General features: G+C 72.0%; 25 protein-coding genes. 11 read left to right on the forward strand and 14 right to left on the reverse strand.

The features are described from left to right. Window position 1: 1 nt before the first annotated feature. Entirely contained in the window at window positions 2–994 is a 993-nt protein-coding gene (locus ACFV9H_RS07860) for a ScbA/BarX family gamma-butyrolactone biosynthesis protein (RefSeq protein WP_385394798.1), read from the reverse strand. Window positions 995–1,112: 118 nt separating this feature from the next. Here ACFV9H_RS07860 and ACFV9H_RS07865 point away from each other — a divergent pair, with 118 nt between their 5' ends. From ACFV9H_RS07865 to ACFV9H_RS07880, 4 genes are all read left to right on the forward strand, one after another. Further along, entirely contained in the window at window positions 1,113–1,739 is a 627-nt protein-coding gene (locus ACFV9H_RS07865; protein WP_385394801.1) for a ScbR family autoregulator-binding transcription factor, read from the forward strand. Between the two features lie 2 nt (window positions 1,740–1,741). Next, window positions 1,742–2,626 (forward strand): NAD(P)H-binding protein, encoded by an 885-nt coding sequence (locus tag ACFV9H_RS07870; RefSeq protein WP_385394950.1) that lies wholly within the window; start codon window positions 1,742–1,744, stop codon window positions 2,624–2,626. A gap of 47 nt (window positions 2,627–2,673) precedes the next feature. Continuing rightward, on the forward strand, window positions 2,674–3,444 hold the full coding sequence (locus ACFV9H_RS07875) for an SDR family NAD(P)-dependent oxidoreductase (protein ID WP_385394804.1): 771 nt from the start codon (window positions 2,674–2,676) through the stop codon (window positions 3,442–3,444). A gap of 124 nt (window positions 3,445–3,568) precedes the next feature. After that, window positions 3,569–4,177, forward strand: coding sequence for a sigma-70 family RNA polymerase sigma factor (locus tag ACFV9H_RS07880; protein ID WP_385394807.1), 609 nt, complete (start codon window positions 3,569–3,571; stop codon window positions 4,175–4,177). 37 nt (window positions 4,178–4,214) lie between these two features. Here the strand turns inward: ACFV9H_RS07880 and ACFV9H_RS07885 are convergent, their stop codons facing one another. Beyond that, complete coding sequence (locus tag ACFV9H_RS07885; RefSeq protein WP_385394810.1) at window positions 4,215–4,817, reverse strand: TetR family transcriptional regulator; 603 nt, start codon at window positions 4,815–4,817, stop codon at window positions 4,215–4,217. A 450-nt stretch (window positions 4,818–5,267) separates the two neighbouring features. Here ACFV9H_RS07885 and ACFV9H_RS07890 point away from each other — a divergent pair, with 450 nt between their 5' ends. Beyond that, window positions 5,268–5,930 (forward strand): response regulator transcription factor, encoded by a 663-nt coding sequence (locus tag ACFV9H_RS07890; RefSeq protein WP_385394813.1) that lies wholly within the window; start codon window positions 5,268–5,270, stop codon window positions 5,928–5,930. Window positions 5,931–6,026: 96 nt separating this feature from the next. Here ACFV9H_RS07890 and ACFV9H_RS07895 read toward each other — a convergent pair whose 3' ends face one another. Next, window positions 6,027–7,169 carry an MFS transporter gene (locus ACFV9H_RS07895; protein ID WP_385394817.1) on the reverse strand — a complete coding sequence of 381 codons (1,143 nt, stop codon included), beginning with the start codon at window positions 7,167–7,169 and terminating at the stop codon, window positions 6,027–6,029. 131 nt (window positions 7,170–7,300) lie between these two features. Between ACFV9H_RS07895 and ACFV9H_RS07900 the strand changes: the two genes are divergently transcribed. Beyond that, entirely contained in the window at window positions 7,301–7,690 is a 390-nt protein-coding gene (locus ACFV9H_RS07900; protein WP_385394820.1) for a MerR family transcriptional regulator, read from the forward strand. Here ACFV9H_RS07900 and ACFV9H_RS07905 read toward each other — a convergent pair. From ACFV9H_RS07905 to ACFV9H_RS07950, 10 genes are all read right to left on the reverse strand, one after another. Continuing rightward, window positions 7,687–8,577 carry a fumarylacetoacetate (FAA) hydrolase gene (locus ACFV9H_RS07905; protein ID WP_385394823.1) on the reverse strand — a complete coding sequence of 297 codons (891 nt, stop codon included), beginning with the start codon at window positions 8,575–8,577 and terminating at the stop codon, window positions 7,687–7,689. The genes ACFV9H_RS07900 and ACFV9H_RS07905 overlap by 4 nt on opposite strands. A gap of 38 nt (window positions 8,578–8,615) precedes the next feature. Further along, window positions 8,616–9,920 carry a pyridoxal phosphate-dependent aminotransferase gene (locus ACFV9H_RS07910; protein WP_385394826.1) on the reverse strand — a complete coding sequence of 435 codons (1,305 nt, stop codon included), beginning with the start codon at window positions 9,918–9,920 and terminating at the stop codon, window positions 8,616–8,618. 170 nt (window positions 9,921–10,090) lie between these two features. Further along, window positions 10,091–11,746, reverse strand: a complete 1,656-nt coding sequence (locus ACFV9H_RS07915) for an AMP-binding protein (RefSeq protein ID WP_385394828.1) — start codon at window positions 11,744–11,746, stop codon at window positions 10,091–10,093. After that, window positions 11,743–12,861 carry a Glu/Leu/Phe/Val dehydrogenase dimerization domain-containing protein gene (locus tag ACFV9H_RS07920; RefSeq protein WP_385394832.1) on the reverse strand — a complete coding sequence of 373 codons (1,119 nt, stop codon included), beginning with the start codon at window positions 12,859–12,861 and terminating at the stop codon, window positions 11,743–11,745. Before ACFV9H_RS07920 ends, ACFV9H_RS07915 begins: the two co-directional genes overlap by 4 nt. A 67-nt stretch (window positions 12,862–12,928) precedes the next feature. Beyond that, window positions 12,929–13,492, reverse strand: coding sequence for a type 1 glutamine amidotransferase (locus ACFV9H_RS07925; RefSeq protein WP_385394835.1), 564 nt, complete (start codon window positions 13,490–13,492; stop codon window positions 12,929–12,931). Between the two features lie 11 nt (window positions 13,493–13,503). After that, complete coding sequence (locus tag ACFV9H_RS07930) at window positions 13,504–14,334, reverse strand: acetylglutamate kinase (protein WP_385394838.1); 831 nt, start codon at window positions 14,332–14,334, stop codon at window positions 13,504–13,506. Beyond that, the gene (gene argC, locus ACFV9H_RS07935) at window positions 14,331–15,389 is read right to left on the reverse strand and encodes an N-acetyl-gamma-glutamyl-phosphate reductase (RefSeq protein WP_385394841.1); all 1,059 of its coding nucleotides are present in this window, start codon (window positions 15,387–15,389) and stop codon (window positions 14,331–14,333) included. Before argC ends, ACFV9H_RS07930 begins: the two co-directional genes overlap by 4 nt. Then, a complete protein-coding gene (locus ACFV9H_RS07940) occupies window positions 15,386–16,234 on the reverse strand; it encodes a RimK family alpha-L-glutamate ligase (RefSeq protein ID WP_385394844.1) in 849 nt (282 codons plus the stop codon). Before ACFV9H_RS07940 ends, argC begins: the two co-directional genes overlap by 4 nt. Before the next feature lies 1 nt (window position 16,235). After that, complete coding sequence (locus tag ACFV9H_RS07945; protein WP_385394846.1) at window positions 16,236–16,421, reverse strand: lysine biosynthesis protein LysW; 186 nt, start codon at window positions 16,419–16,421, stop codon at window positions 16,236–16,238. A gap of 66 nt (window positions 16,422–16,487) precedes the next feature. Beyond that, on the reverse strand, window positions 16,488–17,642 hold the full coding sequence (locus ACFV9H_RS07950) for an isopropylmalate synthase (RefSeq protein WP_385394849.1): 1,155 nt from the start codon (window positions 17,640–17,642) through the stop codon (window positions 16,488–16,490). A 343-nt stretch (window positions 17,643–17,985) separates the two neighbouring features. Between ACFV9H_RS07950 and ACFV9H_RS07955 the strand changes: the two genes are divergently transcribed. Both ACFV9H_RS07955 and ACFV9H_RS07960 read left to right on the forward strand, forming a co-directional pair. After that, window positions 17,986–19,158 carry an acyl-CoA dehydrogenase family protein gene (locus tag ACFV9H_RS07955; RefSeq protein WP_385394852.1) on the forward strand — a complete coding sequence of 391 codons (1,173 nt, stop codon included), beginning with the start codon at window positions 17,986–17,988 and terminating at the stop codon, window positions 19,156–19,158. A 21-nt stretch (window positions 19,159–19,179) separates the two neighbouring features. Continuing rightward, the gene (locus ACFV9H_RS07960) at window positions 19,180–20,403 is read left to right on the forward strand and encodes an acyl-CoA dehydrogenase family protein (protein WP_385394854.1); all 1,224 of its coding nucleotides are present in this window, start codon (window positions 19,180–19,182) and stop codon (window positions 20,401–20,403) included. A 71-nt stretch (window positions 20,404–20,474) separates the two neighbouring features. On the opposite strand, the gene ACFV9H_RS07965 is transcribed toward ACFV9H_RS07960, so the two are convergent. Then, window positions 20,475–21,599 (reverse strand): alkene reductase, encoded by a 1,125-nt coding sequence (locus ACFV9H_RS07965; RefSeq protein ID WP_385394856.1) that lies wholly within the window; start codon window positions 21,597–21,599, stop codon window positions 20,475–20,477. Between the two features lie 167 nt (window positions 21,600–21,766). Here ACFV9H_RS07965 and ACFV9H_RS07970 point away from each other — a divergent pair, with 167 nt between their 5' ends. From ACFV9H_RS07970 to ACFV9H_RS07980, 3 genes are all read left to right on the forward strand, one after another. After that, window positions 21,767–22,672, forward strand: a complete 906-nt coding sequence (locus ACFV9H_RS07970) for a LysR family transcriptional regulator (RefSeq protein ID WP_385394859.1) — start codon at window positions 21,767–21,769, stop codon at window positions 22,670–22,672. Between the two features lie 94 nt (window positions 22,673–22,766). After that, window positions 22,767–23,081, forward strand: a complete 315-nt coding sequence (locus ACFV9H_RS07975) for a hypothetical protein (protein WP_385394861.1) — start codon at window positions 22,767–22,769, stop codon at window positions 23,079–23,081. Window positions 23,082–23,167: 86 nt separating this feature from the next. After that, window positions 23,168–24,781, forward strand: a complete 1,614-nt coding sequence (locus ACFV9H_RS07980) for a serine/threonine-protein kinase (protein WP_385394863.1) — start codon at window positions 23,168–23,170, stop codon at window positions 24,779–24,781. The last annotated feature ends 8 nt before the right edge of the window (window positions 24,782–24,789 follow it).

The following is a 24,789-nucleotide window of genomic DNA, read 5'->3' on the forward strand; positions in this document are numbered from 1 at the left end:
GCTACACGACCGCCGGCTCGCGGACCTGTCGCTCCAGGGTCACGACGCAGGAGAAGGCGACCGCCCCTGCCTGCAGGGCGACGACCTCGACGCGGGGCCGACCCCGCTCGTCGGGCAGCGTCGGTTCCGCCGCGATCCAGCACGGGGCGTCGAACTCCACGTACTGGAAGAACGTCGAGTCGCACCCGGCGGGCATCGCACCGGTCGGGGAGGTGCGGGCCAGCGCCGCCTGACGGGCGGCCTCCAGCAGCAGCATGCCCGGCACGTGGTCAACGGCGTGGTCGAAGAGCACCGGGTGCGAGGTGTCGCTGCGCAGCAGCCACCGCGCCGGGGTGCCCGCGTCGGTGCTGTCGGACAGCACCACGTCCGTCTGACGCTCGCGCGCCACGACGGCGGGCGGTATCGCGGGAGCGGCGGGACCGGCCGCCGCCATGGCGGCCACGGGGTCCGCGCGACCGGAGCGCAGGCGCTTGTAGACGGCGGGCGGGTTGCTGGTGAAACGCATGCGGGCGGTGCCGATCTCGACACCGTCGGCTAACGCCACGAAGTCCATGGAGACCGCGGCCAGGCGGGAGCTGCGCCGGACGATGTCCGAGCAGGTGACGCGGAGTTCGACGACGGCCGGGCCGCTGCCGACCCGCATGGCCGACGGGTCGACCGCGTAGGTGAAGTGGTCCCAGATCAGCTGGTGTCCGACCGGGACGTCGTACGCGGCGTGCGAGATCAGCAGGGTGCTCTGTCTGACGGTCTCGGCGAACAGCATCGGATCGAAGGCGCCGCCGCGCGACTCGTAGAACGGGTGCGATTCAGGCCAGCGTGCGGTGACGGTGAAGGTGTCGCTCCCGCACCGGTACCAGCCGGTCAGGAGCACCTCCGCCGGCTCCCGCTTGTGCACCAGCAATTGGAGCAGCTCCGCCGACGCCTGTAGGCGTACCTGCTGCTTCGGGATGAGGGCCGAGGTGGAACGGACAGGCGCAGGCTGGATGTCGATCATCGATTCACTTCCAGGAACGGCTGACAAGCCACGTTGTGTTTCGGCCGCTGGCGGTGGGGGGACCGAGGGTCGTAACATAACGTGTGTTCTTTTTGTTTGTCGAGGAAGTTGAGGCGCGATGCAGGAGCCGAAGCAGGAACGCTCGGTCAGAACGCGGGAGCAGATCCTCCGCGCGGCGGCGGAATTGCTGGAGGAGCACGGGTACCGGGGCACCGCCATGCGGGCCGTGGCGCAGCGGGCCGGAGTGACGCTCGGAGCCGTCTACTTCCACTTCCCCGACAAGGAAGCGCTGGCCCGCGCCGTCATGAACGCGCAGCCCGACACGGTCATGCCGTACCTGGAATCGGCGGGCCTCCAGCGACTGGTCGACATCACCCTGGTGTGGTCCTGGCGCCTCCAGACCGACCTGCTGCTGCGCGCCGGTGTCCAACTGGCCGTGGAGCAAGGGGCGTTCGGGGTACGGGACGCGACCTCGTTCCGCGACTGGGAGAAGATCCTGCAGGCCTGCCTGGAGGAGGCGGCGGCCGCCGGCGAGCTCCGGGACGGGATCGTCCCCTCCGAGGTGGCCGAATTCATCGTCGGGACCTGTACCGGCACGCAGCTGCACTCGCAGCTGCTGAGCGGGCGCGCGGACCTCACCGATCGCGTGGTCAGGATGTGGCGGCTGCTGCTCCCGGGCCTGGCTCCCGACGCCGTCGTGTCCACCATCGACCTCGACCCGCGGCGCGCGAAGAGCGAGACGTGACGATGACGGCCCCCCAGGGCCCGAGACGCATCGTCGTGGCCGGTGCGACCGGCCCCGTCGGAAGCCGGACGGTTCGCCTGCTGGCCGCCGACCACGAGGTCTCCGCGTTGACGAGGGATCCCGACCGGGCGGCCCGGGCGGGACTGCCGGGGCGGATCGTGGGCGTCGACAACGACGACCGCCCCGGGCTGGTCCGGGCGTGCGCGGGAGCGGACGCCCTCTTCGTCATCACGAGCGATCCGATGCGCCTGTCCCACGACGAGAACCTCCTCGCGGCGGCGCGCACCGCCGGCGTGCGCCACGTGGTCAAGCTGTCCGCTTTAGCCGTCACCGACCCGCTGGCCACGGACGGGATGACACGGCGCCAGCGGGAGTGCGAGGAGCTGGTGCGCTCCGCGGGCATGGACTGGACCCTGCTGCGGCCGCGCTCGTTCATGTCCAACGCGCTCGGCTGGGCCCCCGGCATCCTGCGCGACGGGGTGGTGCGGGCGCCGTACGGATCGTCGCGCAACGCCTGTGTCGATCCGCTGGACATAGCCGCGGCGGCGGCGACGGTCCTGGCCGCTCCCGGTCACCACGGGCGGGCCTACGCCCTGACCGGACCCGAGGCGGTCTCCGCGCGGGAGCAGACCGAGCAACTGGCGTCGGTGCTGGGGCGACCCCTGCGGTTCGTGGAGCTCACCCTCGACGAGGCCCGTGAGGGATGGAGCAGGCGCCACCCCGAGCCGATCGTGCGGGCACTGGCCGAGAGCGCGGCCCGCCAGGCGGCCGGCGCCAAGCTGGAGGTCACCCACGACGTGGAGAGGCTGACCTCGCGCCCGCCGCGCGCGTTCGGACAGTGGGCGCAGAGGCATGCGGCCGAGTTCCGAGGGCCCGTCAGGCCGTGAGGAGGATCACCGTGTTGGGCGAGATCGGCCGGGGTTGAATGACAGCCATGCGATACGAAGGGTTACTCCAGGGCAAGGCCGTCATGATCACCGGCGCGTCGAGCGGCATCGGCGCCGCCGCGGCGCGACTGTTCGCCGAAGAGGGCGCGGACGTCGTCCTGATGGCGCGCAGGGAAGAACAGCTGACCGCACTGGCGAAGGAGATCGCCGAGGCGGGCGGACGGGCGCTCGCGGTGGCCGGCGACGTCACCGTCCCCGGGGACGTCGAGCGCGTGGTGTCCGCGACCGTGGCGGCGTACGGACGCCTCGACGGGGCGTTCAACAACGCGGGCTGGGGAACGGCGGGTACGCCGCTGCACGAGACCGACGACGAGGTGTTCGACCGCGTGGTCGACGTGAACGTGCGCGGGGTGTGGAACTGCCTGAAGCACCAGATAGGCGCCATGCTCGACAGCGGCTCGGGCGGCTCCATAGTGAACACGGCCAGCGTGGCCGGAGTGCTGTCCACGGGGGCCACCGCCCCCTACATCGCGGCCAAGCACGCGGTGATCGGACTGACGAAGGCCGCCGCCGACGAGTACGGGGAGAAGGGGATCCGGGTCAACTCGCTGGTGGTCGGGAGCACCCTCACCGAACTCATGCAGCAAGTGCTCGACGAGATCCCCGCGTTGCACGAGCCGTTCGTCGGCCGGTCCGCGCAGAAGCGGATGGCCGATCCCACGGAGATCGCCCAGGCCGCGGCATGGCTGCTCAGCGGCCGGGCCTCCTTCGTCACGGGCGCCGCCATGCCCGTGGACGGCGGGTGGACCGCGAAGTAGCCGCAGCAGTCGGAGCAGTTGCGAACCCCCAGGACAGCCGGGTGCCCCCAGGGCGGCGCCCGGCTGTCCTGCGTTTTGTCACGCGACGAAGAAAAACGAACGCTCGATATGTATTGTTGCCGCTGTGACGAACCCCGATCCGACCGTGCGGACGGACGAACAGTGCTCGACCCGCTTCGAGCGGGATGCCGTCGGCTACCGGACGCTGCTCTACGCCCATGCCGTGCGGCTGACCCGCAACTCCGCGGACGCGGAGGACCTGGTCCAGGAGACGTACGCCAGGGCGTACCGCAGCTTCCACCAGTTCCGCCCCGGCACGAACCTGCGGGCCTGGCTGTTCCGGATCCTCACCAACGCCTTCCTCACGGACTACCGCAAACAGCAGGTGGAGCCGCGCTTCGCGCCCACCTCGGACATCGAGGACTGGCAGCTCGCCAGCGCCGCCTCCCACACGTCCGCGGGGCTGCCGTCGGCGGAGTCCCAGGTCATGGACCGGATCCCCGACCCGGTGGTCAGTGAGGCGCTGCGGGCGATACCGGGCGACTTCCGGACCGTCGTCTACCTCGCGGACGTCGAGGGCCTGCCGTACGAGGAGATCGCCGCCCTCGTCGGCATCCCGAGCGGCACCGTCAACTCCCGGCTGCACCGCGGTCGCAGGCGGCTGCGGACCCTCCTCGACGGGCACCTGGGGTACCGGGCCCGCGCGGGCGCCGGGGCCGAACCGGGGGAGTAGCGACCTCCGCCCGCCCGCCGGCCCCGGCCGAGCCGCGTCAGGGCGCGGCTCGGCCCCCGCCCGCGAACCCGGGCAGCACCACTTCCCAGATCCCGGCGAGCTGCCGCTCGGCGCTGTCCCCCTGATCCCCGGGGGATTCGGCGCGTCCGCGCGCGTACGCCTCGGCGCCGGTGACGAGGTAGGTCACCAGTGCGAGCACCGTCTTGCGGTCCGCGCCCGGGCGCAGTTCGTCCGCCGCGCGGGCGAGCAACCGGTCGACGGTCGGCAGCCAGAGGGAGGACCAGCCGGCCGTGGTGTCCACGCGCTCGCGCGCGAGCCGCGCGGCCGCGCGGACGGTGGCGTCCCCCTCCAGCATCCCCGCGATCTCGACGGTCAGTGCGATCGCGGCCCGCAGCGGCCGCTCCAGGCACGCGCCGGCCCGGTCCGCCGCGGCGCGCACGGCGGACCCGCCGCGCTCCTGAACGGCGTCCGCCAGTGCGTCCTTCGAGGGGAAGTGGAAGGTCAGGGCCCCGATGGAGATGCCGGCCGCCTTGCTGACCCGGGCCAGCGTCGTGGCCTCGTATCCCGCGTGGTCGAACGCGGTGGCGGCGGCCCGCAGCAGGGCCTCCCGGGTTCGGGCGGCCCTCTCCTGCCTCACCACGGGCCGTCTCCGGATTCCACCCGCCCGGGGTTCGCCGGGGTGGGGGGCGTGCCCCGGGTCGGACGCTTGGGCGCGGTCACGTATCACCTCCGGTGCCGACACGTTCGGCTCCGCTCGCTCAGTGGTGCCGGTCGTTCCGGCACAACCTGAACTGGCGAGGGGCCCGCGACCTTCCCGGATTGCTGCTTTTGAACCGGAATCTGGCGAGTTCCCGATCACCGTGCCCGATGCGCTGCCCCGCGTGACCAAGTCGACGATATCGGCCGTCGAAAAAAAGAGAACGTTCGTTATGATATTGGGAGCGACTATGTCAGGGAGAGGGGAGCAATGGCTCAGGGGGGCACCTTGCGCATCGAGGAGGTCGGCCGAACGCAGGCCGTGCCTGCCGGATGGCGGACAGGAACACCGCTGACCTCACGCCTACAGCTCAGGAAGGTCATCAAGCCACCCATGGCCCGAGTGCTTGTGGTCGAGGACGACGCGGACGAAGCCGAGACGAGGGTCCGCGACCTGCGCCGGCAGGGGTACTCCGCGAGCAGCGTCGACACCGGGGCGGAAGCGCTGAGGGCGCATCAGCACTCCGACCTGGTCCTGCTCGACCTCGACCTGCCCGACATCGACGGCCTGGAAGTCTGCCGGATGATCAGGGCGGCCGGGGACAAGCCCATCATCTCCGTCACCGCCCGCGACACCGAACTGGACCGGGTCCTCGCCCTGCAGGCCGGAGCGGACGACTGCGTCGTCACCTCGTGCGGCCTGCGCGAGATGACGGCGCGCATCGAGGCCGTACTGCGCCGGTCCCATCCGCAGTCGGACCCGGCCCGGACCATCTCCCTCGATCCGCTCCACATCGACGTCGGAACCCGTGAGGCCCGCCTGCACGGCGAGCCGGTGAACCTCACCGGAAAGGAGTTCGAGCTGTTGCACATCCTCGCCGCGAACCCCGAGAGCGTCATCTCCCGCAAGGAACTGATGTCCCGGGTCTGGGACACCGATTGGGCCGATTCCAGCCGCACCATCGACACCCACGTGAGCAGCCTGCGCGCGAAGCTCGGCGCCAGCAGATGGATCATCACGGTACGCGGTGTCGGCTACCGGATGGGTCGGGGTTGACCTCCCCGGAAGCCCGCGAACGAACGCGGCCCCTGTGCGACCAACGGCGTCGAACGCCTTGATCACGCAGGGGCCGCGGCCCGTTCCGGCGGTGCGTCAGCCCGAGTTCGGCCGCTTGGCGGGGAAACCGTGCGCGCGGGCACCGACCACGACGAGCAGGACCGGCACCAGGAGCAGCAGGACGCTCCACGGGAAGGACGTGGGGCTGAGCGCGGAGAGCAGGATGCCGCCGACGGCACCGCCACCGGCCATGAAGGAGTTCCACGTGGTGACCAGCAGGGCCTGCCCCCGGTCGCCTCCCGCATCGGTGACCGCGGTCTGCAGGAGGGTGGCGACACCACCCCAGCCGAGCCCCCACAGCACCATGGCCGCGTAGACCACCGCGGGGCTGGAGGCCAGCAGCCCCAGCAGGACGGCCGCCACGATGAACAGGGCCGTGCTGCCGATCGTCAGGGCGCGCAGCCGGCGGTCGACCAGGGCGCCGGTGATGAAGATGCTCACCATGGAGGCGATGCCGAAGACGAGCAGCACGATGTCGCGGGAGCCGCCCATGTCGTACTCGTCGAGGAACGTGGCGATGTACGTGTAGAGGATGTTGTGGGCCAGCACGTAGGCCGCGACCACGAACAGCACCGCCACCACGCCGGGAAGGCGCAGCGCCTTCAGGATCGGCTCCCGGTTCTCCGGCCGCTGCCCCGGCGCGTCCGGCACCGACGCGAGGATCCACACCACCAGGAGGACGGAGACCAGGCTGACGAGGCCGAAGGTCATCCGCCAGCCGAACATCCCGCCGAGGAACGTGCCCACGGGGATGCCCAGGGAAAGGGCGAGCGGGATGCCCGCCATCGTGATCGCAATGGCCCGGCCCTGCAGGTGAGGGGGCGCCAGGCGGCGGGCGTACCCGACCAGCTCGGCCCACACCACGGCCGCCGCGACGCCGGCCACCAGGCGGAACGCCATGGTCAGGGCGTAGTTGGGGGAAACGGCCGTGACCAGGTTGGCGACGGCGAAGACCACCACGGCGAGCAGGAGCAGCTTCTTGCGCCGCCACCCCGCCGTGGCCACGGACACGGGGATCGCCGACAGGCCCGTGGCGAGTGCGTAGATCGTCAGTGACTGTCCCGCCGCGGACTCGCTGACCGAGAGGTCGCGGGCCATCTCGGGCAGCACGCCCGCGGGCAGCGCCTCGGTGAGGATTCCCATGAACGCGGCCGTGCCCAGCGCCAGCAGCGGCGACATGGGAAGTTTCCGGTTGTCAGTTGTGGGAGGGGCGAGGGTGGGTGACTCAGTGTGGGAAGTTGTCATGGCTTGTATGCTCAAACCCTTACATAGATGTGAAGGTCAAGACGACCTGATGTGAGGTGGGTCACATGCTCATCGGGCAACTGTCAGAGCGCACCGGCACCTCCCGCCGACTGCTGCGCTACTACGAGGAGCAGGGGCTGATCCGCTCCGGCCGCTCCCTGAACGGGTACCGGGAGTACGAGGAGGACTGCGTGGACCGGGTCCTGCAGATCCGGGGACTGCTCGACGCCGGACTGCCGACCCGGATCATCAAGCAGGTCCTCCCGTGCATCGACACGCCCCGGGCCATCCACGTCTCCGGCGCCACGCCGGAGACGATCGCCGCGCTCGAACTCGAACGCGACCGCATGACCGAGCGCATCCGGTGCCTGGAACGCAACAGGGACGCCATCTCCGACTACGTCGCCGCGGTGCGGCGCGGCTCCGCGGGGACGGCTCCCGTGGAAGCGGCCTAGGCCGCCCGGCCGGCGTACTCGATGACGTTGGACAGCACGACGCCGTGGCTGGCCACGTCGATGGTCACCCGGTCGCCGTCCGCGATCCGGAACCCGTCGTGCCAGCTGGCCTTGTCCGCCCCGAGCAGCACGTAGCTCACCAGTCCCGGCCGGCGCATCACCGGATACGAGAACAGGTGGTCCACCATGTCCTCCACCCGGTGGTACAGCGCGTCCGCGCCGCAGGAGAAGTCGCCCTTCCAGGCGGCCGCCCCGTCGCGCTCGATGGTGATCTCGCCGGTGACCGTACGGGGCGGCTCGCCGAGGAACAGCCACGGCGTCATCGACGTCTCGCAGAGCTTGGAGTACGGGGTCCAGCCCCACGGGTTCTTCAGGTGGTAGCCGATGTCGTTCAGGTCGTTGGCGAAGGTGTAGCCGGCGTAGCGCGGGGTGCCGTCCTCGTCGTTGACGTAGACCAGGGCGACCTCCGGCTCCTCCAGCAGCGCGACCGTCGACGCGGCGGCGGCCAGCGGCTCGTCCGGCATCCGCACCCAGGAACCGAAGCCCTTGATCAGCCAGTTCGGCGGCGTGAACTCCTTGTCCGGGTCCGGTTCGTCGGCGTACTTCGACCGGTGCGTCCCCATGAACCCGGTCAGCAGGGCGTCACCCGAGGCCGTGGGCAGCAGCGGCGGCAGGAGGCGGACCTCCGGGTCACCGGCGGTCACCGTGACCGTCTCGGCCCCCTCGGTGACGGAGGCGATCACCGACTCCGGACCGCCGCCCGCGAGGAAGGCGGCCCGGAGCTGCCCGTCGGTCACCCGGTACAGGGTCTGCGTCTCGCCGGCGGTCGCCTTGCCGAGACCCGCGTACCGGTGACCCCGGTACTCGCATTCGAAGATGATGGACATGGTGGTCAGGGCCCTCCTGAGTCGGTGCTGATGAGTGGTCACGGCCGTCCGGCCCGCGCGGGCCGGACGGCGAACGATGTGGTGAGGTCGGTCAGGACCTCGGCGACGCGGTCCAAGGACGCGCTGATCCAGGGGAGTCGGAGCGGGTCCGCGGCGGTCAGGGCGGCGGTGCGCTCGGCCTCGGTCTCGCCGTAGAGCCGGCTGGTGGCGGCCCGGATCCGCAGCGAGTGCTCCGGTTCGCCGAAGGCCGCGCCCGGCAGCAGCCCCACCCCGTAGCGCTCCGCGAACAGCGCGGCGAGTTCCCCGCCGCCGTGCACCCCGTGGGCGCGGGCGAGACCGTCCCGGAGCGGCTCGAAGTCGGGGTACAGGTACGAGGTCGCCCGCACGGGCGTCAGTACGGCGCCGACCGCCGCGAACCGCTCGGCCACCGCGCGGACCACCACCTCGTGCAACCGCAGGCTGGCCGCGACGTGCGCGACCACCTCCGGCGGCTCCTCGAAGGCGTACGCCGCGGCGGCCTGCACCGGGGCGGCGGTGCTCGACCAGACCTGGCTGGCCACACCGACCAGCCGGGCGTGCACCTCGTGCCCCAGCGGGCCGTCGGGGAGCCGGGCGACCCCCATCCGCCAGCCGCCGAGCGCCAGGTTCTTGGTCAGTCCGGTGGTCACCACCGTCCGCTCGGGTGCGAAAGCGGCCGGGGAGACCGCCCGGTGGGCCGGGTCGAAGACCAGGTCGCAGTAGATCTCGTCGGAGACGATGACCAGGTCCAACTCCCGCGCGGCCCGCGCCAGGCGCCGGACGGTCTCCGGCCGGGCGATGGTGCCGGTCGGGTTGTCCGGCAGGGTCACCACCACGCACCGCGGGTCGCGCCCGGCGGAGCGGGCGAGGGCGACCGCCTCGCGGAGCGCCGCCGGATCCGGCACCCCGCCCTCGCCCGGCAGGGTGCGCACGGGGATCGGCCGCGCCCCGGCCAGCTCGGCCTGCGCGGTGTAGCTGACCCAGCTCGGCACCGGCACCACCACGTCCCCGCCGATGGCCAGCATCAGGGCGAAGAGCAGCGGCTTGCTCCCCGGGCCGCACACGACCAGGGCGGGGTCGGTGGGAAGGCCCCGCCGGCCCCAGTACCCGGCGGCGGCGGCGCGCAGGGCCGGGTTCCCGGCGACGGGCCCGTAGGCGTTGCGGTCCGTCGCCCCGGCGAGCCGCTCCCGCAGCGCCGGCAGCACCGGGAGGCCGATCTCGCCGCTCGCCAGCGAGAGGATTCGCTCCCCGGCGTGGCGCCGGCGGTCCAGCTCCTCATCGGCCGCGAGCGTCGCCGACATGGTCACCGGCGCGGGTGCGGGCATGGGTTCCTCCAACTGATCGGACTTCGTGGCGCAGCCGTGGGGACGAGTGGGGGGTTGGGGGTTGGGGGTGGGGATTCGGGGGGTGACGCGGGGGAGGGTCACCCCCCGAAAGGGGCACCGGAGGGTGACGGGGGAAGCACCCCCCGGGGGCATCGGGGCCCGAGGGCGGGTCAGCCCCCGGCGTACAGCTCCCTGAGCTCGACCTTGCGGACCTTCCCGGTGAGCGTCTTCGGCAGGGCGTCGACGACTTCCAGGCGCTCGGGGAAGAACCGCGGGTCCTGGCCGGCTTCGCGCAGGTGCTCGCGGATCTCGGCCAGCGTGGGGTGCTTCGCGCCGCGGGGGACGGCGACGGCCAGGATCGGGTCGTCGACCGTGCCGTTGGGACCGACCAGGGTCGCCTCGAGCACCTTGGGGTGCCGGGAGATGATCGCCTCCAGCTCCGCCATCGGGACCACGATCCCGTCGCGCAGGATGGTGTCCCGGGAGCGGCCCAGGATGCGGATGCCGCCGCGGCCGTCCTCGCGCGCCACGTCGCCGGTGTCGAACCAGCCGTCGACGGTGAGCTCGGAGTCGAAGGCGTCCTGCTGCTTGTAGTAGCCGAGGGCCTGCGAGGCGCCGCGCGCCCGCAGCCGGCCCACCGGGGCCCGCTTGGAGGGGTCGTGGCACAGGTCGATGCGGATCTCCATGGAGTCGATCGGCCGCCCGTGGCTGTGCGCCGCCCAGTCCTGGTTGTAGTCCAGCCGGCTGATGGTGACCGGGCCGAACTCGGACATGCCCCACACCGAGTACGTGCGCGCGCCGAAGGTCGTGCGCAGCTCGTCCACCAGCTGCTGGAGCACCGGAGCCGCGCCGGTGACCGTGTGGCGCAGGCTGGAGACGTCGTGCGGATCGACCTGCTGGGCCCTGGCGACGCCGGACAGCGTCGGCGGAGGCCCGTACAGCAGGGTGGCGCGGTACCGCTCGACCAGGTCCAGCAGGCCGGCGTGGTCCTGGCCGTCCTGGAAGGCGATGGTCCCGCCGAGCATGACCCCGGCGAGGACTCCCTGGCCGAAGCCGGAGTAGTGCACCAGCGGGGTGGTGACCGCGACCACCAGGTCGTCGCGGAGCAGGAAGGTGTCCACGTAGCCGCGTACGCCCGAGTGCACGGTGTTCTGACTGTGCACCACGCCCTTGGAGAAGCCCGTGGTGCCCGAGGTGAACAGCACCACGAACGGCTCGTCGGGCCTGAGTTGGCGGCCCTCCAGATCGCTCGAACGCCGCTTCTCCCAGTGCTCGGAGACGAAGTGGTCGTGGAAGTCGACCGCGCCCTCGGGAGCGTGCCCGTCGACCACCACCACGTGCTCCAGGGGCAGCTCGGAGCGCAGCGCGCAGACGGTGTCGGCGAGCGGGTAGCCCTCCCACTCCGGCACGGTGATGCAGACCTTGGCCTCGGTGAGCGCGAGGCGGTGGCGCAGCTCGTCCTCCTGGCAGACCGGGGCGATCGGGCAGATGATCGCGCCGACGGCCATGCAGGCGAACATCAGCGGCACCATCTCCCACCGGTTGGGGAGCTGCACGGCGACGACGTCCCCGCGTTCCACGTCCAGTTCCAGCAGGGCCCCGGCGAACCGGTCGGTCAGCCGGGCCAGCTCGGCGTAGTCGAGGGTGTCGGTGCGGGCCTCGTCGAGCCGGCGCCCGGCGATGGCCAGCTTGCGGGGCTGCACGCGGGCCTGGTGGCGCAGGTCGTCGAGGAAGGTCTCGTCCCGCCACCAGCCGCGCCGCCGGTACTCGGCCATGCGGTCCGCGGCCGACGCCGTGGCCAGGATGGCGGAGGTCGTCGTGGTCATCGGCGTTCCTTGCGGCGCGCCGCGAGCAGCTGCGGCAGCGGGTCGCCCGCGTCGGCCGCCGCGATCTCCAGGAGGTCGCGGGTGTTCTCGCGCACGCGGTCGCCGACCCAGTCGAACACCCAGGCCTTGCGGGCCTCGGCCTCCAGGCCGAACGGGACGACGCGGGTGACGGCCAGGGCGGCCGAGGCGGCCCCGCCGATGTTGGCGATCACGCCCGGGACCAGGACGGCGCCCGAGGCGCGCGCCTTGTCCTTCGCCTCGGCGCTGGAGCTGAGGTTGCCGCCCTCGACGACCAGCCCGGCGCGCAGCCGGTGCGCGTTCTCGGCGTTCAGGGCGTACTTCTGCGCCGCGAGGATCAGCAGGTCGGCGTCCACGTCGAGCCATGCGTCCGACTCGCCGGAGACGGTGACGTGCTGCGGCAACCGCGAGCGGTCGATCCGCCCGAACTCGTCGGTGACGGCGACCAGGTCGGCCACGGGCAGCCGGTCCGCGCTGATCGTGCCCTCGATGTCGGCGATGCCCACGATCACGTGCCCGCGGTCCTCCAGGAACCGGGCGACCGCCCGGCCCACCGCGCCGAAGCCCTGCACGACGACCCGGGCCGGCTCGGTGCGGCCGCTCGCCTCCAGGGCGGTGACCGCCGCCACCCCGACGCCGTGGCCGGTGCAGTCGATGAGCGGCTCGTAGTACGTGCGCCAGTCGATGGGCATGTCGGGCGCGCCCAGCCGGTAGCGCGGGTCGTAGCCGGCCTCGGCGAAGAAGGTGGCCCGGTCGGCGGGCGTGACGCCCATGTCGATGCCGAGGTGGATGCCGCCGTGCAGCAGCGGCTTGACCGTCCGGCCGAAGGTACGGAAGGTCTCCTCGCGGTTGCCGCCGTCGGAGACGATGCCGGCCTTGGCGCCGCCGATGGGCAGGCGGGCGAGCGTGAACTTGTGCGTCATGTCGCGGGCGAGGCCGGCCACCTCCGCCTCGGTGACCCCGGTGGTCATCCGGGTGCCGCCCATGGCCAGTCCGTCGTACAGGGAGTCGACGACGACCCAGCCCTTGAGTGCGCCACCGCTGCCGTTCAGGTGGACCGTGAACGCCGGGTCCTGTGGGATTTCCAGATCACTCATTGCCAAGTCCTTGAATTGATGGGTGAGTTCGGGCGACCGGGTGCGCCTGCTTCGCGCGCGGCGAAGGTCACCGGTAGAGGTCTGCGAAGCCGCGCAGGATCTCCAGGCCGTCGCTGCGGAATTCGAGGTGCGCCTGGGAGCCGAAGATCCGGCCGTCGTCGGAGCGCAGGAACTCCACGGGCGCGTGCTCGGAGCGGCCGATCGAGCGGAAACCCTCCGGGGCCTCCTGGAGGTAGAGGGTGTGGCGGTGGAAGACCGTCACCGTCGGCTTCACGTAGGTGAAGAGCGGCTCCTCCTTGTCGACCTGCACCTCGTAGCCGCCGACCCGCTGCGGCCCCTCGGCGAGCCGCCCGCCGGCCGCGACCGCGAGGATCTGCATGCCGCCGCAGATCCCGAAGACCGGGACGTCGGCGCCCATGACGAGGTCGATCAGCGGCTTGTAGTAGTCGCGGTCGTACGCCCGCACCTTCGTGCCGCTCAGGACGATCGCCTGGTAGCGGCCGTCGAGCCGGGCGGGCACGGACGCCGCGTCGACCGCCTCGGTCTGCGAGCCCAACTCCTCGAAGCTCTTGCGGAGCTGCCCCAGGGACAGCGTTCCGTTGTTGACGACGAGTACACGGGATTGCGCCACGTTCTTGCTCCTCACGTTCGCGTGATGACGGTGCCGGTGCGGGCCGCGAGCAGATCCGTGACGGGCGCGCTGCCGATCACGACCCGCTCCGTGCCCGCCTCCAGGGCTTCGCCCGCGGCCCGCAGCTTCTTGCGCATGCCGCCGGTGGCGCCCTTGTCGCGGAACCTGGCCGCGGCCTCCCCGGTGATGCGGCGCACCGGCTCACCGTCGATCAACAGGTGGGCGACGTCGGTGACGAGCACCAGATCGGTGGCGCCGGTGGCGCCGGCGACGGCGGCGGCCGCCCGGTCCGCGTCGGTGTTCACCTCCCGGCCCGCCGCGTTCCGAGCCAGCGGAGTGACCAGGTAGGCGTGGCCCGCCCTAAGGTTCTTCAGCGGTGCCGGGTCCACACCGGTGATCGGTCCGACCAGGTTCTCCAGCTCGACCAGCTGCTTGCCCTGCCACCACCAGCGCTCCGCCTCGCCCGCGCTGACCAGGCCGTCACTGCCGAGCAGCCGCTCCGCGGTGATGCCGCGCGGTTCGAGCCGCGCGAAGACCTGCTCGCTCATCTCGGCGCTGACGGTCTTGATGTCCTCGATGACCTCCGGCGTGGTCCAGCGGCTCTGGTTGCCGTACCGGTCGCGCAGGATCGCCGACGGCTCGCTGTAGCGTGCGCTGAGCCGCTTCAGCGGCTTCGACCAGCCGTGCACCAGGATCAGCGGGTGGTCCTTGCCGTGTTCGGCGAGGTCGTCCCACCAGGCGCCGTCGAGGTCGTCGAGGCAGCTGCCGCCGAGCTTCACCACGGTCGGCGTCGGAAGACTCCGCTCCTGCTCCGTGTTCGGGGTCGCGCTCGTGTCGCTCATGCGGGCATCACCGGCTGCATCGTCAGGCCCGTCTCCTCGGGCAGTTCGAACCGCTTGTTCGCGGCCTGCACGGCCTGGCCCGCAGCTCCCTTGACGAGGTTGTCGAGGGCGGCGAGGACGACGATGCGGCCGCCCTCCTCGTCGTGCAGGACGGTCACGTCGCAGTAGTTGGAGCCCAGGACGGCCTGCGGGTCGGGCACCGGGATCAGCGTCTCGGTGTTGCGCCGCACCCGCACGAACCGGTGCTCCTTGTAGAAGCGCAGGTACGCCCGCTGGAGCTCGCGCCCGTCCACCTCGTCGTCGGTGAACACGTAGGCGCTGGCGAGCAGCCCGCGCACGTGCGACACCCCGTACGCCGACATGGTCAGCGAGCCGACGCTGCCGGGCTTGCTGCGCTCCAGGAAGTCCCCGACCTCGGCGGCGTGCCGGTGCCCGGTGGGGGCGTAGGGCGCGATGGCGCCGTTGCGCAGCGGGTGCAGGTCCGGGACGCGCAGCTGCACGCCGCCGCCGCTGGAGCCGCTCTTGCCGTCGATGACCACGGTCTTCAGGTCCAGGCCGAGGCCCAGCGTCAGCGGGGCGAGCCCCAGCGTGATCGCGGTGGCGTAGCAGCCGGGGACCGAGATCAGCGGTGCGCCGACCAGCTGGTCCCCGACCAGCTCCGGCACCCCGTAGACGAACCGGTCCGCCAGCTCGGTGGTCCGCTCCGCCTTGGGGTACCAGCGCTCGTGCAGCTCGGGAGTGCGGATGCGGAAGGCGCCGCTCAGGTCGATCACGCACGCGACGCGGTCGGCCAGCAGGGCGGCCAGCTCGGCCGAGACCGGGGCGGGCGTGGCGAGGAACACCACGTCGCACCGCTCGGCGACGACATCGGCGTCGACGGGCTCGATGCTCAGGCCCAGGTCGAGACGGAGCCCGGGGTGCAGCTGGGCCGGGCGCTTGCCGGCGCTGGAGTTGCCGCCCAGGAAGGTCAGTTCGAGTTCGGGGTGCTGGTTGACCAGCCTGATCAGTTCACCGCCGGTGAAGCCGGAGGCGCCGACGATTCCCACCCGGATCACGCGAGTACCTCCTGCACGTGTCGGGCGACGGCCGACGGGATGTCCACTCCCGTGGTCGAGGCCACTCCCCGCCAGGCGGGGGCGTGGTTGACCTCGTTGACGAGGTAGCCCGAAGGCGTCTTGAAGAGGTCGACCCCGTAGATGCCGGCGCCCAGCCGGTCCACGACGGCGTCCACGATCTTCTGCACGTCCGGGTCGTGGGCCAGGGCCCGGCTCTGGTTGCCGAGCGCGGCATTGCTGCGCCAGTCGGCCCCCGCGCTCTCGAACTCGGCGGCGGCGACGATCTCCCGGCCCACGACCAGGCAGCGGATCGAGCCGCCGCCGAGGTACGGCTCCACGAGGCAGGCCTGCTCGAAGGCGTGGCCGAGGTCCTCGACGTAGTCGTAGACGGACTGCGCCAGATCGGAGTCCCGGATCAGGGTGACGCGCTTGCCCATGCCGCCGTACACCGGCTTGAGCACCACGGGCAGGCCCAGCTCGTCGAGCGCCTTCTCGAAGTCCTTGCGCGAGAGGACGAGCCGGTAGTCCGGCACCGGCACGCCGGCGGCCGACAGCACGGCGCGCAGCACCAGCTTGTTCTCACAGGCGTTGATGGCCGCGGCGGAGTTGAGGGCGGTCACGCCCGTCGACTCGGCCAGCGTGGCGAGCAGACCGCCGCGGGTGTAGCTGCGGCTGCGCACGAGCAGGGCGTCGTACCCCTCGATCGAGCGGGCCCTGGGATCCCCGAGGCACAGCGACTCGTCGTTGATCCAGTCGATGTGCAGGCCGAATTCCGGTGCCGCCTCGATGAGCCGGCGTTCCTCCCAGCCGACCCGGTCGGCGACTATGGCAACGCGGTTGCCCATCTCACTGGCCCCAGTCGCGGAGCTGTACTTCGACCATCTGCAGGCTCAGCGAGCCGTCCTGGACGTCCTCGACGCGGAGCGTGAGCATGCACTCGGGGCAGGCGAGGGTCTCACCCTGGACGACCGGCGGCACGGTCAGGTCGGTTTCGCACTCGGGGCAGACGCCGGTGAGGGTGGCTGTGGACATGGGGAAACTCCGTTTGTCTCTGCGGAATGGGTGTGAACGAGGGGCGGGGGCCGGCCGGCGGGAGGCTCAGGCGGCCTGGAAATCGACGGCGGCCTTGCGGATCGCGTCGCGGTCGAGCAGCGGCCGGCCGCCGCGCTCCTGACGCTCGACGAGCCACGGGGTGAAGGCGTCGACGTCGACGAAGACGCCCGAGTCGGCGAGCGCCCAGGTGACGAGGGCGGGGGTGAGGCGCGTACGGACACACAGTTCACGGGTGTTGCCGACCAGCTCGGCGGGCAGCGTCTCGTACGCCTCCGGGTTGTTCAGCTGACCCGGCAGCTCGTACGCGAAGGCGTGCGGCGTGGTCGGCCCCGACTGGAAGGCGTGGCCCAGGCCCGCGCCCTTGAGGGCGACCCGGGACAGCTCCGTGAGGTGGGACAGGTCGAAGCGGGTGTCACCGTGGATGACGCGCAGGGAGGTGAGCAGCTCTGCCAGCGGGGCGTTGCCCCCGCGCTCGCCGATGCCGCCGACGGTCGCCGAGATCCACTGCGCGCCGGCGCGGATCGCGGCGAGGGAGTTGGCGACGGCCATGCCCAGCATGTTGTGCGAGTGGATCTCGATCTCGGAACCGTCGATCGCGGTGAGGTCCCCGATGACCTCCTCCATCTGCCACGGCGACAGGTACGCGACGGTCTCCGCGAGACGGAACCGGTCGGCCCCGGCCTCGAAGCCCGCCGTGACGTAGGGGACGAGCCGGCCCTTGGGGGTACGGGCGCCGTCCTCACCGCTGAAGGTGACGTGGAAGCCGCGCTCCTTGGCCTGCGAGATCGCCGAACGGGCCAGCACGTGAAGGAACTTGGGGCTGGGCGAGCCGAGCTTCAGCTTCGCGTGCTGCTCGGAGGTGGGTATCGAGTACATGATGTGGCGCACGCCCAGCCGCTCGGCCTCGTCGAGGGCCTTCGTGACCTGCTTGCGGTCCTGCACCACGACGAGCGTCATGCTGCGCTCGGGCCCGATGGCCTCGTGGGCGGCGAGGACGAGGTCGGCGTCCTTCGAGTCCGGGCCGGAGATCATGCCCACCTCGACCAGGTCGATGCCGGTCTTCACCAGCAGGTCCGCGATGACCGCGGCGTCCTTGGGGCCGAACTCGACGCCCGCCATGTGCGCGGAGTCCCGCAGGGTCGCGTCGGACAGGCGGGGCAGTCCCTTCGGAAGACCCACCTCGTGCTCTGCTGTTGCCATTGCGTTTCCCCTCCTTTTTCAGAACCGGACTTCGTTTTGCGGCCCGGCTCCGCAGTGAATGGCAGGGCGATGTGGAGCGCGCCGATGAATATGTTGGTCGACCCGGCACGGCGGGCACAACGGCTCACATGTCAGAGCTTTGTCAAGGACTGTGATGGAACGTCGCCGCCGGTGAGGTATGCGAATTCTCCGCAGGTCGGAGGCCAAATATTCGGTCCGGAACGTGAGGTGCGGCGGATCGCTGGTTACTTTGTTCGAGCCCATTTCGACAGAAGGGGTGGAGTAATTGCTTCGAAGTTTCGAAAGCTCTTCGAGTGCTCCGATGTCAGCGAAAGGGAATTCGATGGCGTTTCCGCATTCCCCCGTCGGCGCAGGCGCCGGCGGTGCCGAGCCATTACTGGCCGAGCGGGCCAGAAGGCTTGCCGACCGACTGGCGCGGCCCACCGCCGCCGATCGCGACCGCGACGGCCGGTGGGACCCCGCGCTGTTCGCCGAGCTGGCCGACGACCGGACCGAGTTCGGCCTCGCCGGGCCGCTGGTGCCGGGCGCCCTGGGCGGCGGCGGCCTGTCCGCCACCCAGACCTGCGCCCTGCTGGAAGGGCTGGGCGAGGGCGCCCGCGACCCGGGCCTCGCGCTCGCCGTCGGCGTGCACGCGGTTCTCGCCACCGTGCCCCTGCGGGCGTTCGGCAGCACCCGGCAGCGGGAGCGCTACCTGCCCCGCATGGCCTCGGGCGAATGGATCGGCGCCCTGTCGCTGCGCCAGACGCAGGGCGCCGCCCTGGCCCCCACCGTCACCGCTCGGCCCGCCGCCGCGGGCGGCTGGGAGCTCAGCGGCGAACTGGACCTGGTCGCCTGCGGCCCCGTGGCCCACCACTTCCTGGTCATCGCCGCGCACGACGACGGCGGCCGCACCGCGTTCGTCGTGGACCGGTACACGCCCGGGCTGCTGATCGGCGACGCCGGCCCCGCGGCGATGCGGACCTGCCCGTGGGGCCGACTCGTCCTGGACGGCTGCCCGGTCCCGGACGACGCCGTACTGGGCACCGTCGGCGGCGCCGCCACCGAGGTGGAACCGCTGCTGGCGGCCCTCGACTGGGTGTTCTCCAGCGCGGCCTGGCTCGGCGTCATCCGCGCGCTGACCCGGGACGCCGTCGAGGACGCCCGCGAGCGCCGCCTCTTCGGCCGGCCCCTGGCCCACGGCCAGTCCGCCCGGTTCACGCTCGCGGACCTGGGCGCCCGCTACGAACTGGCCTCCGGGCTGCTGTACCGCGCGGCCGGGCAGTTCGACGCCGGAGGCCGGCCCTCGCACCAGGACGCGGCCGCCGCCCGGCTCTTCGTGGCGCAGGCCGCGCGAGCGGTGACCGAGGGGGCGGCGAGCCTGTCCGGGCCGCTCGCCCCGGCCGGCGACCACCTGATCGAACGGGCGCACCGCGACGCACTGTTCTTCGCCGGGACCGGCGGCGGCACCGAGGTGCTGCGGCCGGTGATCGCGGCGTCCCTGCTAGGGCTCGGCTGACCGTGAGGACTGCACACTGACATGAACGGCGACCAACGCGGCACCGACACCGCGCCGAGCTTCCCGGGCATCGCCGCCCGGGCCACCGAGACCGACGCGACGGGCGACATACCGCCGCAGAACTGGAAGGACCTCGTCGACAGCGGCTACCTGCGGCTGTTCCACCCGCCGGAGGTCGGCGGCACCGGCGCCGACGGCGCCGCCCAGGCCGAGGCCATGGAGGCCCTGGCCCGGGCCTGTTCGGGCACCTACTGGTCGGCGACCGTGTCCGCGCTGCTGTGCGGCAAGCTGATCTCCACCTACGGCGACCCCGACAAGCACCGGCGGCTGCTCGACCCCCTGCTCTCCGGGGAACAACTGGCGGCCTTCGCCATCGTCGAACCGGCCGCGGGCAGCGACGCGAGCACCTACCGCACCACGGTCCGCCCCGCCGGCGGACCCGGCGGCGGCTTCGTCATCAGCGGCGAGAAGGCGCGTATCACCAACGCCCCCAACGCCGACCTGGCCGTGACCCTCGCCCGGCGGGAGAAGCCCGCCGGGGACGACGGCCCCGACTGGTGCCTGGCGTTCGTCGACCTGCACCGGCCGGGCGTACGCCGGTACGAGATCCCGCACATGGGGCTGCGGGGCATGCCCTGGGGCGGCATCGTCTTCACCGACGTCCACGTCTCCGAGGACGACGTGGTGCCCGTGCCCTTCACGGAGCTCGCCGAGGGCATGACGTGGGGGTGGCTCCTGGTCTCGATCGCGGCCGTCGCCACCGCCGAGTCCGCGCTGGTCGCCTCGGTGAAGCACGCCCGGGAGCGGGTCTCGTTCGGCCGGCCCCTCGCGCACATGGAAGGCGTACAGGCCCAGCTCGCCGACTCCCGCGCCCAGATCGACGCGGCCCGCCTGCTGGCCCGCCGGGCGGCGGGCGAGCGCGCCGCGGGCCGGTCGGCGAAGGACCTCATCGGCATGCTCAAGATCTACGCCACCGAGATGGCCGTCGAGGTCACCGCGCGCGCCGTACAGATCCACGGAGCGGCCGGCGTGACCCAGGGCCACGAAGTGGAACGCCACTACCGGGACGCCCAGATGAACGTCATCGGCGCGTTCGCCACCAACCGGCTGCGCGAACAGGTCGCCGAGGGCATGGGCCTGGGACCGGCGGTCTACCGGGCCTTCGACTGGCTGACCCCCACCGGCCTGGCCCGGGAATCGGCAGGCCTGGACGGCCTTCCGTACCCGGCCCGGGCCGCCTCCTGACCGCCCCGCGCACCCGGACGGACGGGGCCCGACGCGAACCGGGTCGGCCCCGTCCGTCCGGGGAGGGGCGGTCAGCGAGCTGCCGCCGCCGGTGATCCGGCGTGCCGGTCGGTGTCGGCCAGCACGGGGTAGTCGGTGTACCCGGCCTCCCCACCCACGTACATCAGGCCCTTGTCCTGAAGGGGGTTGAGCGGAGCGCCCAGGCGCAGCCGATCCACCAGGTCGGGGTTGGCGAGGAACGCGCGGCCCAGGGAGACCAGGTCGGCCCCCGCGGCCAGCAGCCGCTCGGCTTCAAGCCTGCCGCCGTCGGCGGGCAGCGGTCCGGGCCACGGGAGCATCGGGTTGGCGATCAGCGAGCCCGCCCAGTGCTTGCGGACGTGCTGGAAGAGAGGCTGGTCCGGCTGGGCGAAGACCACGTGCAGGTAGGCGAGGCCACTGTCGGACAGCGCGTCGACGAGCGCCGGGTAGACGGCGTCGACGTCGTCCTCCCGCATGGCGTTGGCCGTGACGCCGGGGGCGATGCGCAGGCCCACCCGGTCCGGGCCGATCGCGTCGGCGACGGCGCCGACCACCTCCCGTACGAACCGGATGCGGCCGGCCACCGAGCCGCCGTACCCGTCGCTGCGGCGGTTGGTATCCGAGGCCAGGAACTGGTGGAGGAGGTAGCCGTTGCCGCCGTGCACCTCCACCCCCGCGAAGCCGGCGTCGATCGCCCTGCGGGCGGCGGCGGCGAAGTCGGCCACGGTGGACTCGATCTCACCGAGGGTCATCTCCCGCGGTACGACGGCCGGCTGGTGTCCGCCGGGCGTGAAGATCGTGTCCGGAAGCGCGACCGCCGACGGCGCGACGGGCCACAGCCCGCCGGTGTTGTCGGGGTGCCCGATCCGGCCGCCGTGCTGGAGCTGGAGGAACATCCGGCCACCCGCGGCGCTCACCGCCCCGGTGACGTTCCGCCAGCCCGCCACGTGCGCGTCGTTGTGGATCGCGGTGATGTTCGGATACGTCTGTCCGACCGCGTTCGGCGTCGACGCCTCGGCGATGATCAGCCCCGCCGAGGCCCGCTGCGCGTAGTAGGTGGCCATGAGGGGCGTCGGGACGCCGTCGGCGGTGGCACGGTTGCGGGTCATCGGCGCCATCACCAAGCGGTTGGGCAGGCGCAGCGGGCCCAGTCGGGCGGGTTCGAAAACGGTGGTCATGGTGATCGCCCCATCACGAAGGGACGCCCCGCCGGGATGGCGCGAGCGTCGCGAGAAGTGAGTGTGAGGGCCCGTGGGGCCGGATCCACTCTCGTACGCCCGGGCGGACCGAACAAGATCGAAGTTATCTACCATCGGTGCTCCAAACTCACCGATGGGGGGCGAAGGTGGAGCGGCACGAGATCGAGGCGTTCCTGACGCTGGCCGAGGAACTGCACTTCAGGCGCACCTCGGAGCGGCTCGGGCTGGCCCAGGGGCGAGTGAGCCAGACCATCAAGAAGCTGGAGCACCGCCTCGGTGTGCCGCTCTTCGAGCGCACCAGCCGGCACGTCGCGCTGACCCCGGCGGGGCGGCAGTTGCGCGAGGACCTGATCCCCGTCCGCCGCCAGTTGCAGCGCGCGGTCGACCGTGCGGTGGCCATGGGACGGGGCATCACGGGTGTGCTCCGCGTCGGGTATTCGAGCCCCATGGTCGCGGAGATCCTGCTGAAGGCCGCCGGGACCTTCCGTACCCGCTATCCGGACTGCGAGGTCGAGATCCAGGAGGTGCAGCTCTCCGATCCGTTCGGGCCGATCCGGACCGGTCAGGTCCATCTCCAGGTCAGCGAGCACCCGGTGAACGAGCCGGATCTGGTGCTCGGCCCCCACGTGCTCTCCCAGCGTCGCGTGCTGATGGTTCCCGCCGGGCACCCCCTCGCCCGGCGCGCCGCCGTGTCGCTGGAGGACCTCGCGGAGTCGACGCTCCTGCCCGTCGCCGGGGCCGTGCCGCGGCATTGGCTGGACCACCACTATCCCCGGCAGACCCCCCGGGGCAGGTCCATCCCACACGGCCAGGCCAGTTCGTACTGGACGGAGCTGCTGAACCTGGTCGGTGTCGGCCAGGGCGTCTCGCCGGCGTGCGAGGACGCGGAGCGCTACTACAGCCGCCCCGACATAGCCTGGGTCCCCTTCAGCGACGCCCCTCCCGTCGAGTACGGGTTCCTCTGGCCGAGGGCCGGCGAGACCGCCCGGATCCGCGCCTTCGTGGACACGGTCCACGAGATGGAGCACGTTGAACGTGTTCAGAAAATCTGACAACATGGCGTCCGGAAGGGCCTGCCGGACCGGGGGACGTGGATTCGTCTGCCTTTGGCACGAGTTGGCCATGAGATCCGGAGGTAGGTACGACATGGTTATCGCCCTGCTCGTCTTCATGTTCCTGGGCCTGGTGGCGGCCGTCACGCCGGGCGCGGTCGTCGGATACGCCACCGTCGCGTTGAGCCGCAAGCTGTCGCTCGCCGCGAGGGTTCCGCTGCTGGTGGTCCTGGCGATGGCTACGGCGGCGGTGTGGCTGAGCGTGGGGGAAGCCGCCAACGTCCTGATGGTGATCGTCATGGGGCTGTCCTTCAGCGCGACCCTCGCCTCGGGAGCCGCGTTCCTCGGGCTCGAGGCCCGCAAGCGGCGGACACCCCGGTACCCCGCCCCGGCATGGCAGGGCTGGTAGCCGCCTGCTGATTCCTTCCTTCCGCCCGCCGCTTAAGGTGACCCCTGATCGGCCGAACGGCTGGTCAGGGGATCGGGGGGAGACCGATGAACAGCGCGACCGAGGTGTTCCAGCCGCTGCAGGCGGACGATCCGCCCGCCGTGGCCGGCTACCGCCTCGCGGCCCGGCTCGGCGCGGGCGGCATGGGTCGGGTCTACCTGTCGCACACCCAGGGCGGTCGCCCGGTCGCCATCAAGGTGGTACGGCCCGAACTGGCCGAGGACCCCGAGTTCCGGCGGCGGTTCCGCCGCGAGGTGGAGGCGGCCAGGCGGGTCCGGGGCGCGTACACCGCCGAGTTGATCGACGCCGAGGCCGACGGAACGCCGCCCTGGCTGGCCACCCTCTACGTGCCCGGTCCCTCGCTGTCCGAGGCCGTCTCCCGGCGCGGACCGCTCCCGGTGCCCGCGGTGCTGTGGCTGGTCGCGGGAGTGGCCGAGGCCCTGCAGGTCATCCACGAGGCGGGGATCGTCCACCGGGACCTCAAGCCCTCGAACGTACTCCTGGCCTCCGACGGACCCCGGGTCATCGACTTCGGCATCTCGCTGGCCTCCGACACCACCGTGGGCACCGCAACGGGCAGCGCCATCGGAACACCCCAGTACATGGCCCCCGAACAGGCGTCGGCGGGCGAGGTCACGGCCGCCACCGACGTCTTCGCCCTGGGCCAGACCGCGGCGTACGCGGCGCTCGGCGAGCCGCTCTACGGAAGCGGCCCCTCGGTCAGCGTCCTGTTCCGGATCGTGCACTCCGAGCCCGACCTGTCCCGCCTGCCGGAGCAACTTCGCCCGCTGATCGCCCGCTGCCTGGCCGCCGACCCCGCGGAACGGGCCACTCCGGCGGAGATCGTGGCCTGGTGCCGACGCCACCTGCCGGGCGACGGGGACGACGGCCCGGACGTCTGGCGGGAGGTCGCGGGCCCCGAGGTATCGGTCCCGGCCCCGGTCCCCAACCCGACCGCGCTGAACACCTTCCCCCTGGTCTGGCGCCCGCCGCAGGAGGCCGCACCGCAGCCACGCCCGCCCCGCGGGCGCCGCCGCACCGCACTGATCGCCGCCGCGGCGGTGACGGCCGGAGCCCTGCTCGTGACGGGCGTCGTCTGGGCGGCCAAGGGCGCGGCGGACCTGCGCGACGAGGCAGCGTCCAAGTCGACACGGCGCACACCGTCCGCGTCCGTGTCCGCCTCCGCCTCCGTGTCCGCATCGACCGGTTCGGCGGCCGGCGGCCCGACACCGCAAGCCTCCGCATCCGCATCGAGCACGCCCCAGCCCTCCAAGCCGCCAGCTCCCGTCCCCTACCCCAGGGTGCGCCTGGAGGAGCACAACTCGATCGGAATCAAGGATCCCGCCGGGCAGCGCGCGACCCGAACAGGGGACATCCGCCTGAACTGTGGCAAGGCCGGCTGCGAGTTGGAGAGCGACTCAAGCGTGATCACCATGCTGCGCGGCAAACCGAGCGGCTCCCTCGACACGTGCCGCAACGCCCTCACGCACGCCGACACGCGAAGCATCACGCTGGTCGTGGCGGCGGCCGGCAGCGAGTTCTGCATCAAACACCCGTCGGGGGACATCGGGTTGCTCGTGATCCAGCTCAAATCGACCGTCCAGATGGAGAACATGCCCAACTGGGTGGAGGCGGACCTGACGGTCTGGCCCGCGACCTGATGCCACGC

The sequence above is a fragment of the Streptomyces sp. NPDC059874 genome (assembly GCF_042731135.1).
In the GTDB taxonomy this organism is placed as follows: Bacteria; Actinomycetota; Actinomycetes; order Streptomycetales; family Streptomycetaceae; genus Streptomyces.

Bases quoted from the DNA above. Each gene is read 5' to 3' on its own strand.
- ACFV9H_RS07975 (WP_385394861.1), top strand. From the start codon at position 22,767: ATGGTTATCGCCCTGCTCGTCTTCATGTTCCTGGGCCTGGTGGCGGCC.
- ACFV9H_RS07890 (WP_385394813.1), top strand. From the start codon at position 5,268: ATGGCCCGAGTGCTTGTGGTCGAGGACGACGCGGACGAAGCCGAGACG.
- ACFV9H_RS07960 (WP_385394854.1), top strand. From the start codon at position 19,180: ATGAACGGCGACCAACGCGGCACCGACACCGCGCCGAGCTTCCCGGGC.
- ACFV9H_RS07980 (WP_385394863.1), top strand. From the start codon at position 23,168: ATGAACAGCGCGACCGAGGTGTTCCAGCCGCTGCAGGCGGACGATCCG.
- ACFV9H_RS07900 (WP_385394820.1), top strand. From the start codon at position 7,301: ATGCTCATCGGGCAACTGTCAGAGCGCACCGGCACCTCCCGCCGACTG.
- ACFV9H_RS07875 (WP_385394804.1), top strand. From the start codon at position 2,674: ATGCGATACGAAGGGTTACTCCAGGGCAAGGCCGTCATGATCACCGGC.
- ACFV9H_RS07930 (WP_385394838.1), bottom strand. From the start codon at position 14,334: ATGAGCGACACGAGCGCGACCCCGAACACGGAGCAGGAGCGGAGTCTT.
- ACFV9H_RS07945 (WP_385394846.1), bottom strand. From the start codon at position 16,421: ATGTCCACAGCCACCCTCACCGGCGTCTGCCCCGAGTGCGAAACCGAC.
- ACFV9H_RS07915 (WP_385394828.1), bottom strand. From the start codon at position 11,746: ATGACCACGACGACCTCCGCCATCCTGGCCACGGCGTCGGCCGCGGAC.
- ACFV9H_RS07940 (WP_385394844.1), bottom strand. From the start codon at position 16,234: ATGGGCAACCGCGTTGCCATAGTCGCCGACCGGGTCGGCTGGGAGGAA.
- ACFV9H_RS07870 (WP_385394950.1), top strand. From the start codon at position 1,742: ATGACGGCCCCCCAGGGCCCGAGACGCATCGTCGTGGCCGGTGCGACC.
- ACFV9H_RS07920 (WP_385394832.1), bottom strand. From the start codon at position 12,861: ATGAGTGATCTGGAAATCCCACAGGACCCGGCGTTCACGGTCCACCTG.
- ACFV9H_RS07910 (WP_385394826.1), bottom strand. From the start codon at position 9,920: ATGCCCGCACCCGCGCCGGTGACCATGTCGGCGACGCTCGCGGCCGAT.
- ACFV9H_RS07950 (WP_385394849.1), bottom strand. From the start codon at position 17,642: ATGGCAACAGCAGAGCACGAGGTGGGTCTTCCGAAGGGACTGCCCCGC.
- ACFV9H_RS07905 (WP_385394823.1), bottom strand. From the start codon at position 8,577: ATGTCCATCATCTTCGAATGCGAGTACCGGGGTCACCGGTACGCGGGT.
- ACFV9H_RS07860 (WP_385394798.1), bottom strand. From the start codon at position 994: ATGATCGACATCCAGCCTGCGCCTGTCCGTTCCACCTCGGCCCTCATC.
- ACFV9H_RS07865 (WP_385394801.1), top strand. From the start codon at position 1,113: ATGCAGGAGCCGAAGCAGGAACGCTCGGTCAGAACGCGGGAGCAGATC.
- ACFV9H_RS07895 (WP_385394817.1), bottom strand. From the start codon at position 7,169: ATGTCGCCGCTGCTGGCGCTGGGCACGGCCGCGTTCATGGGAATCCTC.
- ACFV9H_RS07965 (WP_385394856.1), bottom strand. From the start codon at position 21,599: ATGACCACCGTTTTCGAACCCGCCCGACTGGGCCCGCTGCGCCTGCCC.
- ACFV9H_RS07955 (WP_385394852.1), top strand. From the start codon at position 17,986: ATGGCGTTTCCGCATTCCCCCGTCGGCGCAGGCGCCGGCGGTGCCGAG.